Origin of the sequence: Streptomyces sp. NPDC048197, assembly GCF_043202395.1 — a bacterium.
Lineage (GTDB): Bacteria > Actinomycetota > Actinomycetes > Streptomycetales > Streptomycetaceae > Streptomyces > Streptomyces siderophoricus.
The window spans coordinates 1-17,272 of sequence record NZ_JBIDAJ010000047.1 but is presented as its reverse complement, the minus strand read 5'-3'; the positions used below and the strand labels follow the sequence as shown (position 1 = coordinate 17,272).

Genomic DNA, 17,272 nt, shown 5'->3' with positions numbered 1-17,272 from the left:
TTCACGCGCTTGCCGTGTGCGCCCCCTGTGCCCCCGCCTGGTGGGTTAGGTCACGCTTACTTGCCGTTCCGCTCGGGCAGTAAGGACCGTAGGCTCGTGTGATGGCGCGCCCTTGACCGACCCTCCCTGCCGACCCTCCGAGGACGGATTCCGCCATGCCTCGTCCTACCGCCACCCAGCTCGCCTACGGTTCGGCCACCGTATTTCTCTCCACCCTCGCGATGCTGCTGCTCTCGCAGACGCAGACCGGGATCGGGGTCGCGGTCATCGCCATCGCCGGACTCGGGCTCGGGCTGCTGGTCGCGATGACGGCGCCGATGCCCGGCGTGTCCCGGGTCGTCCGCCGGCACGTCGTACGGGGCAAGTCGCCCGCGGCGCCCGCCCCGTTGAGGTCCGTGCCGTCGCCGTACGACCGGGTGCCGCGGAGGCTGACCGGGACGGCCGGCGCGCCGGAGGCCCGGGTCGGCGAGCACTCGCGCTGAACGCGAACTCCGAACTCCGGGGCCGTGACGGGACCCCGGTTTCCGGCTACCGCGGCTCCGTGGAGACCACCACTGTTTTGGCCGCCTTGTCGTGCAGGCACTGCTGGTACGGCTTGTCCCAGGTACACCACAGGACGTTGACCAGCCAGAAGATGAAGCCGCAGCAGGGCACGATCTCCGGCAGGGTGTAGACGGCGGCGCGGATCCAGGCCGCCTGGCCGGTCGGGATCGAGCCGTTCGCGAGCATCGCCACCCGGATCTTCATCGCCATCTTGCCGACGGTCTGGCCGCGGTTGGCGAGCATCAGCCCTTCGTAGATCAGGTACGCGAGCATCGTCACGCCCGACACCGTGGACTGCCTGCCGGCCTGGGTGCTGCTGGTGGAGAAGTAGTCCACCCCGCCGACGATCACGTACATGATGATGGAGACCGGGACGCCGATGAGGACGGCGTCGATGATGCGCGCGACCAGCCGGCGGCCGCGGTTCGCCAGCGGCGGCATACCGGCCAGCGGGTCGGCGCCGTAGCCGCTGCCGTAGGGGTCACCGTAGGGGCCGCCGCCGTACGGGGCCCCACCGTAGGGCGGCGTCCCACCGGGCGGCATCCCCCCGGAGGGAGGCGTCCCGCCGGGCGGAGGGGTGCCACCCGGGGGCGTGCCGCCGGGCGGCGGGGTCCCGCCCGGGGGCGTTCCTCCTGGCGGCGGGGTGCCGCCCGGGGGAGGTGCGCCGCCTTCGCCGCCGCCCGTGCCGCCGCCCTGCGGTGCGTTGTTACGGGGGGAGCCGTTGCCGGGCTGGTCGGTGCTCATGGCCCGAGTCGACCCCTTGTCGCGGCCGGCCGCATCCGGCCAGGTCCGTTCGGGGGACGGATTCCGGTCGGGCGGATCAGCCGGGGCCGGACGGCGGACGGATCAGTCGGCGGCGACGAACGTCCGGGCCAGCTTGTCGTGCCAGCACTGCCGCCACGGGCGGTCGAACACGCACCAGACGACGTTCACCACGCCGATGGCGAGGACGCCGAGCACGCTGTAGCAGAACCAGCGCTTGAGGGCGGCGGCGAGCATCGGGGTGTCGTGGCTCTCGATGTCCAGCACCCGTACGCCGCACAGCTTCTTGCCCAGCGTGCGGCCCCACTTGAGGACCGGCAGCGCCTCGTAGAGCGCACCGCCGATGAGCAGGACGGCGAGGATCGTGGCGAGGACCGGGGCGGTGGTGCCGTCGATCAGATAGACCGTCACCTGGCGGCCGGACTGCTTGGCCGCCTCGACCTTGGCGTCGATGTGGTCGGTGACGGTGCTCCACATCGGGACGGCGACGGCGGCGGTGGCCGCGCCCAGCACGAGGGTGTCGATCAGCCGGGCGGCGAGCCGGCGGCCGAGTCCGGCCGGGTGGCCCTGCGCGGCCTGGGCGGCCGCGAAGAAGGGGTCCGCGTCGCTCGGCGGCTTCCAGGGGATGACGCCCTCGGCGCCGGCGCCCTGGGCGGGCCCGGAGGCCGGCGGCGCGGACGGGGCGGGGGCGGCGGGAGCGGGGGCGTGCTGCGCCGGGAAACCGGCCGCGGGGGCGGGCGGCTGTCCGCCGGGGGCCGGCTGTCCCTGGTGCGCGGCCGGGTTCTGCGGTGCCTGGCTCTGCGCTGCGGGGGTCTGCCGGGCCGGGTTCTGCTGGGCCGGGTTCTGCTGGGCCTGGGTGCCGACGGACGGCAGCGACTGCGGGGCGCCGCCGGGCGTCGGGGAGGCGTTGCGGCCGCCGCCCGCGACGCGGATCGCCATGGTCTCGTTGCCCTTGGCCGGTCCGGCGGCGCCGGGGCGTACCGCGCGGATCGCCGTGGTGCCGTGGTCGCCGGAGTCCGGGCGGCGGGCGGCGGGGTTGACGGCACGGATGGTGACCGTCCCGTCGGACGGGGCGTCGGGGGTGCGGGGGGCGCCGGGCGCGGGCGTCGCGGTGGAGGACGTGGCGGGCAGGTCGCCGGACGCGGGGTCGGTGGCGGGCCGGTCGTCGCGCTGCTGTGGCACCGAGCCCCAGGAGGCGGCGCCGGACGGGGTGCCGGCGGGGGCCTGGTCGTGGGCGCCCCAGGAGATGCGGCGGTCGGTCTCGTTGCCGAAGCCGCTCTGCCGGGAGGCGTCGGCCTGCCAGGCGGAGGCCGGTTCCGGGCCGGTGCCGTGCAGCCGGGCGGGGTCGTCCCAGCCCGCGGCGGCGGGCCGGGTCTCGACCTCGCCGCTGCGGCGCACCGCGGGGAGCCCGGCGCCGCCGCCGGCCGGCTCGTCCTCGTCGAGGAAGACCGGTCCGGTCTCCTCGACGGCGGGCGTGGGAGCGGCGGGTGGGGTCATGCCGGGCGGCGGGGCGGGCATCGCCTCGCCCTCGGCGGGGGCGGGGCGGCTGGTGCCCGGCACCCATGCGGCACCGTTCCAGTACCGGATGTAGCCGGGGATGGACGGGTCCGGGTAGAAGCCTGGCGTGGGGCTGCCGCCGGCGGATCCTGAGGTAGGGGCGCTCATGTCCGAAGTCCCGTATCTGTTCTCGGCCTGGTGGGTGTGGGGTGCAGTCTGCCGCAACGCGGCGTCCACATCTATCAGACCCCGGGTCACTGCCGTGTCTGTGCCCGCTCAACGCCACCTGGAAGAGGCCCGGGAAAAAAGTTGTACGAAGTCGTGTAAGAGTCCGGCACCCGGTGCCTCTCTCCTGGTGCGGGCCCGGTCCCAGGGTGTCCGCGGCAGACGGGATGGGAGAGGCGGAGCTCATGCACACCGTGGTGGAACGAGAACTGGAACTGGGCCTGGTGCTGTCACCGGAGCGCTGCGTCGCGGTGCCGGCGCGGCTGACGTACCGGACCGATGACCCCTACGCCGTACATGTCACCTTCCATGTCGGTTCGGATGCGCCGGTGAACTGGACGTTCGCCCGGGAGTTGCTGGTGGAGGGCGTGTTCCGGCCGTGCGGCGAGGGTGATGTGCGGGTGTGGCCGGTGAAGGTGGACGGCCGGAGCCTGGTGTGCATGGCGCTGGACTCGCCGGACGGGGAGGCGCTGCTGGAGGCACCGGCGACGGCGGTCTCGGCGTGGCTGGAGCGCACCCTGCGGGTGGTGCCGCCCGGGGCGGAGCAGGGGCATCTGGAGCTGGACAAAGGGCTGAGCGAACTGTTCGCCATGGCGTCCCGGGACGAACTGCGGCCGGGCGGCGAGTCGTCCGGTTGGCCGGCGGACGACTCGCCGGAGCCGGGGGCGTAGCGGCCGGCCGGGGTGTAGTGGCCGGCCGGGGGTGCGGAAGGTCCTCCCCCGGCGGCCGGGGAGCCGGCCGGCCGGCCGGTCAGTCGGGCAGTCGGTCAGCCGGTCAGTCGGTCAGCCGCGGTAGGTCTCCAGCAGCCGCAGCCACACCTCGCTGATGGTCGGGTAGGCGGGGACCGCGTGCCACAGCCGCTCGATGGGGACCTCGCCGGCCACCGCGACCGTTGCCGAGTGCAGCAGTTCGCCGACGCCCGGGCCGACGAAGGTGGCGCCGAGCAGCACCTCGCGGTCGAGGTCGACGACCATGCGGGCGCGGCCGCGGTAGCCGTCGGCGTACAGGGAGGCTCCGGCGATCGCGCCGAGGTCCTGGTCGACGACCTGGAAGCGGTGTCCGGCGCGTTCGGCCGCGGCGGCGGTCAGGCCGACGGAGGCGGCTTCGGGGTCGCTGAAGACGACCTGGGGGACGGCGCGGGTGTCCGCGGTGGCGGCGTGCGCGCCCCAGGGGTCGGACTCCAGGATGGGGACGCCGCGGGCGCGGGCGGCGATGGCGGCGCCGGCGATCCTGGCCTGGTATTTGCCCTGGTGGGTCAGGAGGGCGCGGTGGTTGACGTCGCCGACTCCGTAGAGCCAGCCGCCGGTCACGCCGGTCACCCGGCAGGTGTCGTCGACGTCGAGCCAGGAGCCGGGCGCCAGGCCGATCGTGTCGAGGCCGATGTCGGCGGTGCGCGGGGCGCGTCCGGTGGCGATGAGCAGTTCGTCGGCGACGATTTCGGCGTTGTGGGTGCCTTTGGGCCCGCCGGGTCCGGGGGGAGCGTCGAGGACGACGGTGACCGGGCCGCCGGGGATTTCCCGGCGGACCTCGCGGACCTCTACGCCGGTGCGCAGGTCGACGCCGGACTCGGTGAGTGCGGCGGCGACGAGGTGGCCGGCGAAGGGTTCCATGCGGGGCAGCAGTCCGTCGCCGCGGACCAGGAGCGTGACGGAGGCGCCCAGGGCGCGCCAGGCGGTGGCCATCTCGACGCCGACGACGCCGCCGCCGACCACGACGAGGTGGCCGGGTACGGCCTGGGAGCTGGTGGCGGCGCGGCTGGTCCAGGGGTGGGCCTCGGCGAGGCCGGGGACGGGCGGGAGGACCGGGCGGCTGCCGGTGCAGACCGCGACCGCGTGCCGGGCGGTGAGGGTGCGTTCGCCGTCGACGACGACGCGGCGGGGGCCGGCGAGCCGGCCGTGGCCGCGGACGAGGTCGATGCCGGCCGAGTCGAGCCAGCGGACCTGGCCGTCGTCCTTCCAGTGGGCGGCGACGGCGTCCCGGTGGGTGAGGACGGCGGGGGCGTCCAGGGGGCCTTTGGCGGCGTCCTGGAGGCCGGGGACGCGGCGGGCGTCGGAGCGGGCGGTGACCGGGCGGAGCAGGGCCTTGCTGGGCATGCAGGCCCAGTAGGAGCATTCGCCGCCGACGAGTTCGCTCTCGACGATGACGGCGCTCAGGCCGGCGGCGTGGGCGCGGTCGGCGAGGTTCTCGCCGGTGGGTCCGGCGCCGAGCACGATGACGTCGTAGGCCTCGTCGGCGGCCGGGGTCGTTGGGGTCGCTGCCATCGGCTCTCGCTCCCTGTGGTGGGCGGGGCGGCCCGGCGGGGCCGCGGGAAGGGCCACGGGGCCCGGGTCCCTTCTGGCCATCCTCTGCCCACGGGGCCGTCCCCGCATCCGCCGCGGAGCCGTCATGGCGCGGTGTCCCACCGCCACCACGTACGCCGGCGGGCCGGGCGGTGCGTCCGGCGGGCCGTCACCGGGCCCGGCGTTCGACCGCTTCCTTGGCCTCGGCGAGTCCGGAGCCGGTCAGCTCACGGTGGAGCTTGATCGCCTGGATCTTCTTGCCCTGCACCAGCAGTTCGTCGATCTCGGCCAGCCGGGGGTCCTGCGGCTCCTCGATGCCGGCGTGGGCAAGGAGCAGGTCCACCTTGTTCTCCAGCCGGATGAGCCGCCGCTCCAGCGTTTTGGAGCGGCGGTCGCCGGTGGAGGACCAGACGGCGAGGGCGAGGACGACGAGGGCTATGCCGGGAAGCAGGTTTTCCATGGCGGAAACTCTACGGGCGGGGTGGGAGGCATGGGCACGACAGGGCGGCAACCCCCTTGCGGCTTCAGAACAGTTTGCCGGGGTTGAGAATGCCCCGGGGGTCGAAGACCTGCTTGATGTTGCGGTGCAACTCCAGTGCCACGGGGCCGAGTTCGCGGGCCAGCCAGTCCTTCTTCAGCAGGCCGACGCCGTGTTCGCCGGTGATGGTGCCGCCCAGGCTCAGGCCGAGCGCCATGATCTCGTCGAAGGAGGTGTGGGCGCGCCGCTCCTCGTCGGGGTCGGCCGGGTCGAAGCAGACCAGGGGGTGGGTGTTGCCGTCGCCGGCGTGGGCGCAGACACCGATGGTCAGGCCGTACTTGTCGGCGATGGCGGTGGTGCCCTCCAGCATGGCGGCGAGCTGGGAGCGGGGGACGCACACGTCGTCGATGAGCATGGCGGGCTTGAGGCGTTCCAGGGCGGTGAAGGCGAGCCGGCGGGCCTGCAGCAGCAGTTCGGACTCGGCGGCGTCCTCGGCGGGGACGACCTGGGTGGCGCCGGCGTCCTCGCACAGCGCGCCGACGGCGGCGAGGTCGGGGGCCGGGTCGGGGGTGTCGAAGGCGGCCAGCAGCAGCACCTCGGTGGATTCGGGCAGGCCCATCTGCGCCAGGTCGTTGACGGCGCGGACGCTGGTGCGGTCCATGAGTTCCAGCAGGGAGGGGGCGTGGCCGCGGGCCATGATCTCGCAGACGGCCTGTCCGGCGGCGCCCACGGACGGGAACTCGGCGACCAGGGCGAGCTGTCGGGGCGGTTCGGGCTTGAGGGCGAGGGTGGCACGGACGACGACGCCGAGGCTGCCCTCGGAGCCGACGAAGAGCCGGGTGAGGTCGTAGCCTGCCACGCCCTTGGCGGTGCGGCGGCCGGTGGTCAACAGGCGGCCGTCGGCGAGGACGACGTCGAGGCCGAGGACGTACTCGGCGGTGACGCCGTACTTGACGCAGCACAGGCCGCCGGCGGCGGTGCCGATGTTGCCGCCGATGGTGCACATCTCCCAACTGGAGGGATCCGGCGGGTAGTAGAGGCCGTGTTCGTTGACCGCGCGGGAGAGGACGGCGTTGATGACGCCGGGTTCGACCACGGCGAGCCGGTCGGCGGGGTTGATCTCCAGGATGCGGTCCATCTTCACCAGGGACAGCACGATGCAGCCGTCGGTGGCGTTGGCGGCGCCGGCCACTCCGGTGCGCGCGCCCTGGGGGACGACGGGGACGCCGAGGGCGGTGGCCGTCCGCATCACGTGCTGGACCTGCTCGACGGTGCGCGGCAGGACGACGACGGCGGGCTTGCCCGCCGCGCAGAAGTTGGCCATGTCGCGGGCGTAGGAGCCGGTGACATCGGGGTCGGTGAGGAGGGCGTCGGCGGGGAGTCCGGCGCGCAGCTGTCCGATGAGGTCCATGCGGTAAGCCTCGCATTCGTGGGCCGTACACGGAAGATCGTGTACGGCCCACGGGGTCAGAGGTTGCCGCGTTTGGCCTGTTCGCGCTCGATGGCCTCGAAGAGGGCCTTGAAGTTGCCCTTGCCGAAGCCGAGGGAGCCGTGCCGTTCGATCATCTCGAAGAAGACGGTCGGGCGGTCCTGGACGGGCTTGGTGAAGATCTGCAGCAGGTAGCCGTCCTCGTCGCGGTCGGCGAGGATCTTCAGTGCGCGCAGTTCCTCGATCGGCACGCGGGTGTCGCCGACCCATTCGCCGAGGGTGTCGTAGTAGGAGTCGGGCACGTCGAGGAATTCGACGCCGGCGGCGCGCATCTGCCGGACGGTGCTGACGATGTCGTTGGTGGCCAGCGCGATGTGCTGGACGCCGGGGCCGCCGTAGAACTCCAGGTACTCGTCGATCTGGGACTTCTTCTTGGCGATGGCCGGTTCGTTGATCGGGAACTTGACCTTCTTGGTGCCGTCGGCGACGACCTTGGACATCAGCGCGGAGTATTCGGTGGCGATGTCGTCGCCGACGAACTCCTTCATGTTGGTGAAGCCCATGACCTGGTTGTAGAAGCCGACCCACTCGTTCATCCGGCCGAGTTCGACGTTGCCGACGCAGTGGTCGATCGCCTGGAAGAACCGTTTCTGCGGGGGCTCGACGACCGGGCCGGCGGCGACGTATCCGGGCAGGTAGGGGCCGTCGTAGCCGGTGCGCTCGACGAGGGTGTGCCGGGTCTCGCCGTAGGTGGCGATGGCCGCGAGGACGACGATGCCGTGCTCGTCCTTGAGCTCGTAGGGCTCTTCGAGTCCCTTGGCGCCGTGCGCGACGGCGTACTCGTAGGCGGCCCGGGCGTCGGGGACCTCGATGGCGAGGTCGACGACGCCGTCGCCGTGCGCGGCGACGTGGCCGGCGAGGAAGCGGCCCCGTTCCGTCGTGGGCTTGACGACGGAGGTGAACACGAACCGGGCGCCGCCGGATTCGAGTACGTAACTCGCGGTCTCGCGGTTGCCGTTCTCGGGTCCGGAGTAGGCGACGCGCTTCATGCCGAAGGCGGTGGAGTAGTAGTGCGCGGCCTGCTTGGCGTTCCCTACGGCGAAGACGACCGCGTCCATCCCCTTGACCGGGAAGGGGTCCGCCTGCCGGGCCGAGCCAGGGATGGTGGGCTGGGTGTGCATCGTGGTGTCTGCCATGGCCGCAGAGTCCCTCCGATCCACAAGATGCGCAATAGTTTGTGGAACCGCTGGGCATTATGTACAGCGACAGCGCGATCACGCCGGGCTATCTGTACATGATGACCATCGAAAACGAGGGAGCGGACATTGGCGATCGATCATCTTGACGGGGCGCTGCTGGAGCTGCTCGCCATAGAGCCGCGGATCGGGGTGCTGGAGGCGTCCCGGCGGCTGGGGGTGGCGCGCGGCACGGTGCAGGCCCGGCTCGACCGGCTTCAGTCGAATGGAGTGATCCGCGGCTTCGGCCCGGAGGTGGACCCGGCGGCGCTCGGATATCCGGTGACCGCGTTCGCCACGCTGGAGATCAAACAGGGCCAAGGAAATGACGTACGGGCCCACTTGACCACCGTTCCCGAGGTGCTGGAGCTGCATACAACGACGGGACACGGGGACATGCTCTGCAGGCTCGTCGCCCGTTCCAACGCCGATCTGCAGCGGGTGATCGACCTGGTGGTGGGCTTTGATGGGATTGTGCGGGCCTCGACGGCAATCGTGATGGAAAATCCGGTTCCGTTGCGGATCATCCCGCTGGTGAAACAGGCATCGGGAGACTGACCGAGCGAGGAGAGCGACGGTGAGCTTCTGGGAGTACGTAGGCACCCGGCACGCCCAGCTGCTGACGGATGCGTACCAGCACGCCAGCGCGGTGTTCCAGTGCATGGTGATCGCGACGCTGCTGGGCGTGTTCCTCGGCGTGGTGACCTACCGCAGCGAATGGGCGGGCTCGCTCGCCACGACCACCACCGCGACCGTCCTGACCATCCCTTCGCTGGCCCTGATCGGTCTGCTGATCCCGATCGTCGGTCTGGGCGTCGCCCCGACGGTGATCGCGCTGACCCTGTACGGGCTGCTGCCGGTGGTGCGCAACGCCATCGTGGGGCTGCGCGGGGTGGACCCGGCGCTGGTGGACGCGGCCAAGGGCATCGGGATGTCGCGGGCCGCCCGGCTGTTCCGGGTCGAACTTCCGCTGGCCTGGCCGCCGATCCTCACCGGCATCCGGGTCGCCACACAGATGCTGATGGGCATCGCCGCGATCGCCGCGTTCGCCTCCGGGCCGGGCCTGGGCAACGAGATCTTCCGCGGGATCGCTTCTCTGGGCAGCGCCAACTCGCTCAACCAGGTACTGGCCGGCACGGTCGGCATCGCCGTGCTGGCGCTCCTCTTCGACGCCGCGTACGTCCTGATCGGACGCCTGACCATCTCCAGGGGGATCCGTGCCTGAGACGACCGACCAGCCGGCGACGAACGGCCGGCCGGCGACGCCCGCCGCCTCCGGCGCCGGCATCCGGCTGGAGAACCTCACCAAGACCTACCCGGGCAACCCCGCCCCGGCGGTGGAGGACGTCTCCATGGAGATCAAGGCCGGCGAGACGGTGATCTTCGTGGGGCCGTCCGGCTGCGGCAAGTCCACCACCCTGAAGATGATCAACCGGCTGATCGAGCCGACCTCCGGCCGGATCCGGATCGGCGACGAGGACGTCACCGACATGGACCCGGTCAAACTGCGCCGCAAGGTCGGCTACGCCATCCAGGCGTCCGGCCTCTTCCCGCACATGACCGTCGCCCAGAACATCGCCCTGGTCCCGAAGATGCTCGGCTGGTCGAAGAGCCGGACGAAGAACCGGGTCGAGGAGATGCTCGACCTGGTCGGGCTGGACCCCGGCGAATTCCACGACCGCTATCCGCGCCAGCTCTCCGGCGGACAGCAGCAGCGGGTCGGGGTGGCCCGGGCGCTGGCCGCCGACCCGCCCGTCCTGCTCATGGACGAGCCGTTCGGCGCGGTCGACCCGATCACCCGCGACCACCTCCAGGACGAGCTGATCCGGCTCCAGCACGAACTGCACAAGACCATCTGCTTCGTCACCCACGACTTCGACGAGGCCATCAAGCTCGGCGACCGCATCGCGGTGCTCCGGGAGCGCTCGCACATCGCCCAGTTCGACACCCCCGAGGCGATCCTCACCAACCCGGCGGACGACTTCGTGTCCGGATTCGTGGGCGCCGGGGCGGCGTTGAAACGCCTCAACCTCACCCGCGTACGGGACGTGGGCGTGGTGGACTTCCCCACCGCCGGGATCGCCGAGCCACTGGAGTCGATCTTCGACCGGCTGCGGTCCGGGGCGCACAACGAACTGCTGCTGCTGGACCGCAACCGCCGCCCGTACAAATGGCTGCGCCGCAGCGACCTCGCCCGGGCCAGGGAGACCCTGGCGCGGGCCGGCACCCTGGTCACCGACACCGTCACCCGGGACGCGACGCTGCGGGACGCCCTGGAGGCGGTGCTCACCGACAACGCGGGCCGGGTCGCGGTCACCGGGCGGCGCGGCGAGTACATCGGCGTGGTCGACATGGAAACGCTGATGAACAACGTCCACGAACTGCTGGAGGCCGACCGCCTGGAGGCCGTCGAGCACCAGCACGAGCTCCAGGAGCAGCGTGCCCGCCTCACCCAGCGGGAGCAGGAGGGTCTGGACGAGGGCGGGGGGAGCAGGGCATGAGCACCCCCGGTACCCCCGGCACTCCCGGCACTCCCGACACTCCCGACGTTCCCGGCGGGCCCCGGAGCGGCAGCCGGCCGCGGCGCGCGGGCGACCGCCCGGGGCCCGGCGAGCACGGGGCGAGCGACCATGAGGGGTTCGCGTTCCGCGACAACGTCGAGATGGAGCAGCGGGAGCTGGCCGCCGGTGAGGCGCCCACCCCCTCCGCGGCCCGCGGCGGGCGGCGGATCAGCTGGCAGAAGTGGACGTTCATGCCGGCGTTCCTGTGCTTCGCGCTGCTGGCCACCTGGCTGTGGTTCCGCGGCGCGCAGCTGGACTCGATCGCCCATCAGGCGGTGGACGACGGCAAGGTGTGGCTGGCACTGCGCCAGCACATCGTTCTCACCGCGGTGTCCACGTTCTTCGTGCTGATCATCGCGATCCCGCTGGGCATCGCGCTGACCCGGTCGCGGCTGCGCCGGGCCACCCCGTTCGCGATGGCCCTCGCCAACCTCGGGCAGGCCGTCCCGGCGCTGGGCCTGCTGATCCTGCTGGTCATCTGGCTGGGCATCGGCGCCCGTTCGGCGATCGTCGGCATGGTCATCTACGCCGTGCTGCCGGTGCTGGCCAACACCATCGCCGGGCTGCGCGGCATCGACCCGACGCTGACCGAGGCGGCCCGCGGGATCGGCATGTCCCCCGCCGGTGTGCTGGGGAAGGTGGAGCTGCCGCTGGCCGTGCCGCTGATCCTGGCCGGGGTGCGGACCGCGCTGGTGCTGAACGTGGGCACCGCGACCCTGGCCACGTTCGGCGGGGGCGGCGGTCTGGGCGATCTGATCTCGGCGGGCATCGTCACCCAGCGGATGCCGGTGCTGGTGCTCGGCTCGGTGCTGACGGTGGTGCTGGCGCTGCTCGTCGAATGGCTGGCGTCGCTCGCCGAACTGCTGCTGCGGCCACGCGGCCTGGAGGTGGCCGTATGAGGCACGCGCCCCGCTCCCGCCGCCCGGGACCGTGCTCCGGCGGCCCGGACTTGCGCTCCCGCCGGCCCGGGCTGTGCCGGGCCGTGGCCGCCGCGCTGCTGGCCGGGCTGCTCGCCGGCGGCTGCGGCCTGGTCAGCGGCAGCGCGATGACCGACGCCGTCCTGCCGGGCCCGAAGGCCGGCTACCCGGACCGTCCGCTCACCGGGGCGCAGCTGACGGTGACGTCGAAGGAGTTCACCGAGCAGATCGTGCTCGGCCAGATCATGGGCCTGGTCTTCGAGGCCGCCGGCGCCCATGTCATCGACAAGACCAGCATCCAGGGGTCCATCGGCGCCCGGGAGGCCGTGAAGTCCGGCACCGCGGACGCCGCGTACGAATACACCGGCACCGGCTGGATCACCTACCTCGGCCACACCAAACCGGTCATCGACCCGCAGGAGCAGTGGCGGGTGGTGCGCGACGAGGACCGGAAGAACGGCCTGGTCTGGCTGCCGCCGTCGAAGCTGAACAACACCTACGCGCTGGCGCTCAACCCCGCCAACCAGAAGAAGCTGGGCGTCCACACCCTCTCGGACGTCGCCGCGCTGTCCCACAAGGACCCCGGCGCGGTGACCCTGTGCGTGGAGAACGAGTTCGCGACCCGCAACGACGGCCTGCCGGGCATGGCCCGCGCCTACGGCATGCAGGTGCCGTCCGGCAACGTCCGCAAGATGACCGGCGGGGTCGTCTACACCGAGACGAAGAAGGGCACCTGCGCGCTGGGCGAGGTCTTCACCACCGACGGCCGGATCAAGGCGATGAACCTGCAGGTGCTCGCCGACGACAAGCACTTCTTCCCGAACTACAACGCCGCGCCGGAGATCAACGCGGCGTCGCTGAAGAAGTACCCGGCGATGGCCGAGGTCCTCGCCCCGGTCACCCGGGCGCTGAACAACACCGTCGCCCAGGAACTGAACCGCAAGGTGGACGTCGACGGCGAGGACCCCCACCAGGTGGCGAAGGACTGGCTGCTGAGGGAGGGGTTCATCAAGGAGGGGTAGCGCGAGCCCGCACACCGGACAAGCACGGAGGCCGGGCCCACGTGCTCAGCAGCTGGGGACCCGGCCGCCGTTCCGGAGGGCCTTGAGTGCCTTGACCGCGCTGTCGAGGGTGGTGACGGAGACCAGCCGCATGCCGCGGGGCAGCTCCGCGCGGGCGTCCGTGCACTCCTTGCGGGGCACCAGGAAGACCGTGGCCCCGTCGCGGCCCGCGGCCTGCGTCTTCAGTGCCACCCCGCCGACCGCTCCGACCTCGCCGTCCGCGGTGATCGTGCCGGTACCGGCGATGGTCCGGCCGCCGGTCAGGTCGTGGCCCGCGCCGTCGCCGGCCAGCTTGTCGACGATGCCGAGCGCGAACATCAGCCCGGCGCTGGGCCCGCCGACGTCCGCGAGGCTCAGTTTGACCTTGACGTCCTTGGGGGATTTGCCGAGCTGCCCGAGCGCCGCCTCGGTGGCGCTGTCCTGCGACTCCTTCATCTGCCGGGCGTTGTGCTCGGCGATCTCCTCGGTGTTGTTGCCCACCGGGTAGACCGCCTCCCTGGGCATCACCGCCTCGTCGGTGCGGAACCAGCCCTTGAGGATGTCCGCCAGATGGACGGAGGCCTCCGGGCCGGTGGCGACGATCGAGGTCATCCGCAGCTGCCCGCTGGTCTTCCGGGTCCCCGCCCCGCTGATCGTGATCACCGGTTTGCCCTTGTCGTCGCCGAGGACGTTCGCCGTCATGCCCGGATACGCCACCGAGTACGGCAGCGGAGCGAGGGCCGCGGTGACGAGGAGGGCGAGAACGAGGGCGGTGCAGACCGCCAGGGCGCGGGCGCGGGAAGACACCCCGCCACCCTAATTGACCCCCGCCCCACCAGGCCCGTAAGCCGCTGCGGGCTCACCACACGGCCACCGCCCCTTCACACTCCGGGGGCGGGCAGCCAGGGTCACACGGGTGGCCCGGGCGGCCCGGGAGGACGGCCGGCCCGGGCGGTACGGCTCAGCGCAGTGCCTCGGACACCTCGCGGGCGGCGTCGATCACCCGCGGCCCGACCCGTTCGGAGACGGTGTCGGAGAGCATCACCACGCCCACGCTGCCCTCGATGCCGCTCACCCCGAGCAGCGGCGCCGCCGCACCGCTGGCGCCGGCCTCCAACTCCCCGTGCGTCAGGGCGAGTCCGGCGTCCTGGAGGCGGCCCTGGCGGGCCTTGAGGATCGCCCGCCCGGCGGCCCCGCGGTCCAGCGGATGCCGGAAACCGGCCCGGTAGGCCACGTGGTAGTCGGTCCAGGTCGGCTCCACCACGGCGACGGCCAGCGCTTCGGTGCCGTCGACGAGGGTGAGATGCGCGGTGGCGCCCACGTCCTCGGCCAGTGACCGGAGTGCGGGCAGCGCGGCCTCCCGGACCAGCGGGTGGACCTGCCGGCCCAGGCGCAGCACGCCCAGGCCGACGCGGGCCCGGCCGCCGATGTCGCGGCGCACCAGGGCGTGCTGCTCCAGGGTGGCCAGGAGTCGGTAGACGACGGTGCGGTTGACGCCGAGCTTGTTGGACAGCTCGGTGACGGTCAGCCCGTGGTCGGTGTCGGCGAGGAGTTTGAGGACGCGCAGTCCTCGGTCGAGCGTCTGGGAGGTCTCTGCGGTCACGACGCCCTCCTGGTGTGAGTGGCGGCGCTCGACGCGGTGCGCTGCGAGTCCCGGAGCAGCGCGCGCAAGAGGCCGCCGGCCGCATGGCACCGGCTGCGCTCCGCGGCGGCGCTGCCACGGGGCGTGTGCGTGACCGGGACAGTAGCGAGCCAGTCCGGTCAGCGGAAGGGTCCGTCCAGAATCCGGGCTTTCGCGCCCGTAATATCCCGTTTGGTCCGCTCGGGAGGGCTCCACAAGGCCTCAGCAGGGCTTCAGCGAGGCGTCAGCGGACGTCCGTGTTTCAGCGAGGGCCACGACCCGACCCGCCCGTGACACAACGGCGCGCCACTACGGAGCGCCCGCGGACGATCACGTAAGAAGACCGCCGGATACGAAGGCCCGCCGGACATGAAGGGCGGCCGCCCCCTGGTACGAGGGACGGCCGCACCGGGACCCGACGGGCCGCGGAGGCTCCCCGCGCTGACCCGGCCCCGGGGCTCACCGCATCCGCGTGGCCCACTCCCGTACCTTCTTGATCCGCTCGTTCAGCTGCCCGGCGGTGGCCTCCGCGCTCGGCGGTCCGCCGCACACCCGCCGCAGCTCGGTGTGGATCACCCCGTGCGGTTTACCGCTCTGGTGGACGTACGCCCCCACCAGCGTGTTCAGCTGCTTGCGCAGTTCCAGCAGCTCCTTGTGCGTGACCACCGGCCGCCGCTCGGCCGGGATCTCCAGCAGGTCGGCCTCCGAGTCCGGCTTCTTCCGGCTGTGCGCGATCTGCCGGGCCTGCCGCTTCTGCAGCAGCAACTGCACCTGGTCGGGCTCCAGCAGCCCGGGGATGCCGAGGTAGTCCTGCTCCTCCTCGCTGCCCGCGTGCGCCTGCATGCCGAACTCGGCGCCGTCGTAGAGCACCCGGTCGAAGACCGCCTCCGACTCCAGCGCCTCGAACGAGAACTGCTCCTGCTCCCCGGTGTCCTCGTCCTGCTCCTTGTTCGCCTCCTCCATCTCCTTCTCGGATTCGGCGTACGGGTCCTCCTCGCCGTCCTTCTTGGGCTTGTCGAGCACGTGGTCGCGCTCGACCTCCATCTCGTTGGCGAAGCCGAGCAGCATCGGGACGGTCGGCAGGAACACCGAGGCGGTCTCGCCGCGCTTGCGGGACCGTACGAAGCGGCCCACGGCCTGCGCGAAGAACAGCGGCGTGGAGATCGTCGTGGCGTACACCCCCACCGCCAGCCGCGGCACGTCGACGCCCTCCGACACCATCCGCACCGCCACCATCCAGCGGTCCTGCGACTGCGAGAAGTCGTCGATGCGCTGCGAGGCGCCGGAGTCGTCGGACAGCACCAGGGTGGCGCCGTGCCCGGTGATCTCCCGGATCAGCTTGGCGTACGCCCGGGCCTGCTCCTGGTCCGAGGCGATCACCAGCGCGCCGGCGTCCGGGATGGACTTCCGTACCTCGGTCAGCCGCTGGTCGGCGGCGCGCAGCACGTTCGGCATCCAGTCGCCGCGCGGGTCCAGCGCGGTTCGCCACGCCTGCGAGACCGCGTCCTTGGTCATCGGCTCCCCGAGCCGGGCCGCGATCTCGTCGCCCGCTTTGGTGCGCCAGCGCATGTTGCCGCTGTAGGAGAGGAAGATGACCGGCCGCACGACACCGTCGCCGAGCGCGTTGCCGTATCCGTACGTGTAGTCCGCGGACGACCGCCGGATGCCGTCGTTGCCCTCCTCGTACGTCACGAACGGGATCGGGTTGGTGTCGGACCGGAACGGCGTACCGGTCAGCGCGAGCCGCCGGGTGGCCGGCTCGAACGCCTCCAGGCAGGCCTCGCCCCACGACTTCGAGTCGCCGGCGTGGTGGATCTCGTCGAGGATCACCAGGGTCTTGCGCTGCTCGATCCGGTTGCGGTGCAGCATGGGGCGGACGCCGACGCCCGCGTAGGTCACCGCGACGCCGTGGTACTCGCGGCCCAGCGGGCCCGCGCTGTACTCCGGGTCGAGCTTGATACCTATCCGGGCCGCCGCCTCCGCCCACTGCTTCTTGAGGTGCTCGGTCGGTGCGACGACGGTCACCTGCTGCACGACGTGGTGGTGCAGCAGCCACGACGCGAGGGTGAGCGCGAAGGTCGTCTTACCGGCTCCCGGCGTCGCGACGGCGAGGAAGTCCCTCGGCTGCGTCTGGATGTACCGGTCCATGGCCGCCTGCTGCCAGGCACGCAGCTTGTTCGCGGTACCCCAGGGGGCCCGCCCCGGGAAGGCCGGGGACAGGTGATGACTGTTGGTGGCACTGGTGGTGGTAGTCACGGTCTCCGTCGGCTGAACTCGGCTCTCGGCAACCGCGCCAGCGTACCGGGGGCCGCTTTGCGGTTCCTCCCACGTACCTGTCTGCGGCGCCGCGGTTGTTGCTCGCCGTTGCGCTTTGCGGCGCCGCCCACGTACCTGGCTGTCCCGCCGCGGGGCTTGCTCGCCGTTGCGCCTGGCGGCGGGCGTGGTGTGTCGGGTGCGGTGACAGCCCTACAGACTTCGTCCTCCGGTCTGTCCCCTCCCGTGAGTGGGAGGAATCAGCCGAGTGGGGGCCGGCGTGGTCTCCCGGGTGACTGTGACCTTTTCCACACCCGGTCACCTGACCACCGGTGCCCGCCCCCACTCACCCGCACACTCCCCCAACGGGAGGGGACGGGCCGGAGGGGCCGGTTGTGTGGACGTAAAGCGTCAGCAGTCCACACAACCGGC

General features: G+C 72.1%; 16 protein-coding genes. 7 read left to right on the top strand and 9 right to left on the bottom strand.

The annotated features are described in order from the left end of the window. The first annotated feature begins 155 nt into the window (after window positions 1-155). Complete coding sequence (locus ACGF4C_RS35650) at window positions 156-482, top strand: hypothetical protein (RefSeq protein ID WP_351530062.1); 327 nt, start codon at window positions 156-158, stop codon at window positions 480-482. Window positions 483-528: 46 nt separating this feature from the next. Here ACGF4C_RS35650 and ACGF4C_RS35645 read toward each other — a convergent pair whose 3' ends face one another. Together ACGF4C_RS35645 and ACGF4C_RS35640 are read right to left on the bottom strand one after the other, a co-directional pair. Next, window positions 529-1,287, bottom strand: a complete 759-nt coding sequence (locus ACGF4C_RS35645) for an RDD family protein (RefSeq protein WP_393572243.1) — start codon at window positions 1,285-1,287, stop codon at window positions 529-531. A 102-nt stretch (window positions 1,288-1,389) separates the two neighbouring features. Beyond that, entirely contained in the window at window positions 1,390-2,970 is a 1,581-nt protein-coding gene (locus ACGF4C_RS35640; protein WP_393572241.1) for an RDD family protein, read from the bottom strand. A 242-nt stretch (window positions 2,971-3,212) separates the two neighbouring features. Here ACGF4C_RS35640 and ACGF4C_RS35635 point away from each other — a divergent pair, with 242 nt between their 5' ends. Beyond that, entirely contained in the window at window positions 3,213-3,698 is a 486-nt protein-coding gene (locus tag ACGF4C_RS35635; RefSeq protein WP_393572239.1) for an SsgA family sporulation/cell division regulator, read from the top strand. A gap of 111 nt (window positions 3,699-3,809) precedes the next feature. On the opposite strand, the gene ACGF4C_RS35630 is transcribed toward ACGF4C_RS35635, so the two are convergent. The 4 genes from ACGF4C_RS35630 to hppD form a co-directional block, all read right to left on the bottom strand. After that, window positions 3,810-5,288, bottom strand: coding sequence for a dihydrolipoyl dehydrogenase family protein (locus ACGF4C_RS35630; protein WP_393572237.1), 1,479 nt, complete (start codon window positions 5,286-5,288; stop codon window positions 3,810-3,812). Window positions 5,289-5,475: 187 nt separating this feature from the next. Then, a complete protein-coding gene (locus ACGF4C_RS35625; RefSeq protein WP_393572235.1) occupies window positions 5,476-5,766 on the bottom strand; it encodes a ribosomal protein L7/L12 in 291 nt (96 codons plus the stop codon). A gap of 64 nt (window positions 5,767-5,830) precedes the next feature. Further along, window positions 5,831-7,195, bottom strand: a complete 1,365-nt coding sequence (locus ACGF4C_RS35620) for an FAD-binding oxidoreductase (RefSeq protein ID WP_393572233.1) — start codon at window positions 7,193-7,195, stop codon at window positions 5,831-5,833. 56 nt (window positions 7,196-7,251) lie between these two features. Further along, window positions 7,252-8,409 (bottom strand): 4-hydroxyphenylpyruvate dioxygenase, encoded by a 1,158-nt coding sequence (gene hppD, locus ACGF4C_RS35615; protein ID WP_393572231.1) that lies wholly within the window; start codon window positions 8,407-8,409, stop codon window positions 7,252-7,254. A gap of 129 nt (window positions 8,410-8,538) precedes the next feature. Here hppD and ACGF4C_RS35610 point away from each other — a divergent pair, with 129 nt between their 5' ends. From ACGF4C_RS35610 to ACGF4C_RS35590, 5 genes are read left to right on the top strand one after another with little or no spacing between them, the layout of a single operon-like run. Then, window positions 8,539-9,006: an Lrp/AsnC family transcriptional regulator gene (locus ACGF4C_RS35610; protein ID WP_030414526.1), complete on the top strand. Its 468-nt coding sequence runs from the start codon at window positions 8,539-8,541 to the stop codon at window positions 9,004-9,006. Between the two features lie 19 nt (window positions 9,007-9,025). After that, window positions 9,026-9,673 (top strand): ABC transporter permease, encoded by a 648-nt coding sequence (locus ACGF4C_RS35605; RefSeq protein WP_030414527.1) that lies wholly within the window; start codon window positions 9,026-9,028, stop codon window positions 9,671-9,673. After that, window positions 9,666-10,949: a betaine/proline/choline family ABC transporter ATP-binding protein gene (locus tag ACGF4C_RS35600; RefSeq protein ID WP_393572228.1), complete on the top strand. Its 1,284-nt coding sequence runs from the start codon at window positions 9,666-9,668 to the stop codon at window positions 10,947-10,949. Before ACGF4C_RS35605 ends, ACGF4C_RS35600 begins: the two co-directional genes overlap by 8 nt. Beyond that, a complete protein-coding gene (locus ACGF4C_RS35595) occupies window positions 10,946-11,908 on the top strand; it encodes an ABC transporter permease (protein ID WP_393572226.1) in 963 nt (320 codons plus the stop codon). The genes ACGF4C_RS35600 and ACGF4C_RS35595 overlap by 4 nt, the downstream gene beginning before the upstream one ends. Then, window positions 11,905-12,948, top strand: a complete 1,044-nt coding sequence (locus ACGF4C_RS35590) for a glycine betaine ABC transporter substrate-binding protein (RefSeq protein ID WP_393572224.1) — start codon at window positions 11,905-11,907, stop codon at window positions 12,946-12,948. Before ACGF4C_RS35595 ends, ACGF4C_RS35590 begins: the two co-directional genes overlap by 4 nt. A 45-nt stretch (window positions 12,949-12,993) precedes the next feature. Here ACGF4C_RS35590 and ACGF4C_RS35585 read toward each other — a convergent pair whose 3' ends face one another. The 3 genes from ACGF4C_RS35585 to ACGF4C_RS35575 all read right to left on the bottom strand — a co-directional run bounded on the left by ACGF4C_RS35585 (window position 12,994) and on the right by ACGF4C_RS35575 (window position 16,843). Beyond that, entirely contained in the window at window positions 12,994-13,773 is a 780-nt protein-coding gene (locus ACGF4C_RS35585; RefSeq protein WP_393572222.1) for a S16 family serine protease, read from the bottom strand. Window positions 13,774-13,927: 154 nt separating this feature from the next. After that, window positions 13,928-14,569: an IclR family transcriptional regulator gene (locus ACGF4C_RS35580; protein WP_261951189.1), complete on the bottom strand. Its 642-nt coding sequence runs from the start codon at window positions 14,567-14,569 to the stop codon at window positions 13,928-13,930. 477 nt (window positions 14,570-15,046) lie between these two features. After that, window positions 15,047-16,843, bottom strand: a complete 1,797-nt coding sequence (locus tag ACGF4C_RS35575) for a DEAD/DEAH box helicase (RefSeq protein ID WP_030805817.1) — start codon at window positions 16,841-16,843, stop codon at window positions 15,047-15,049. Window positions 16,844-17,272 lie beyond the last annotated feature (429 nt).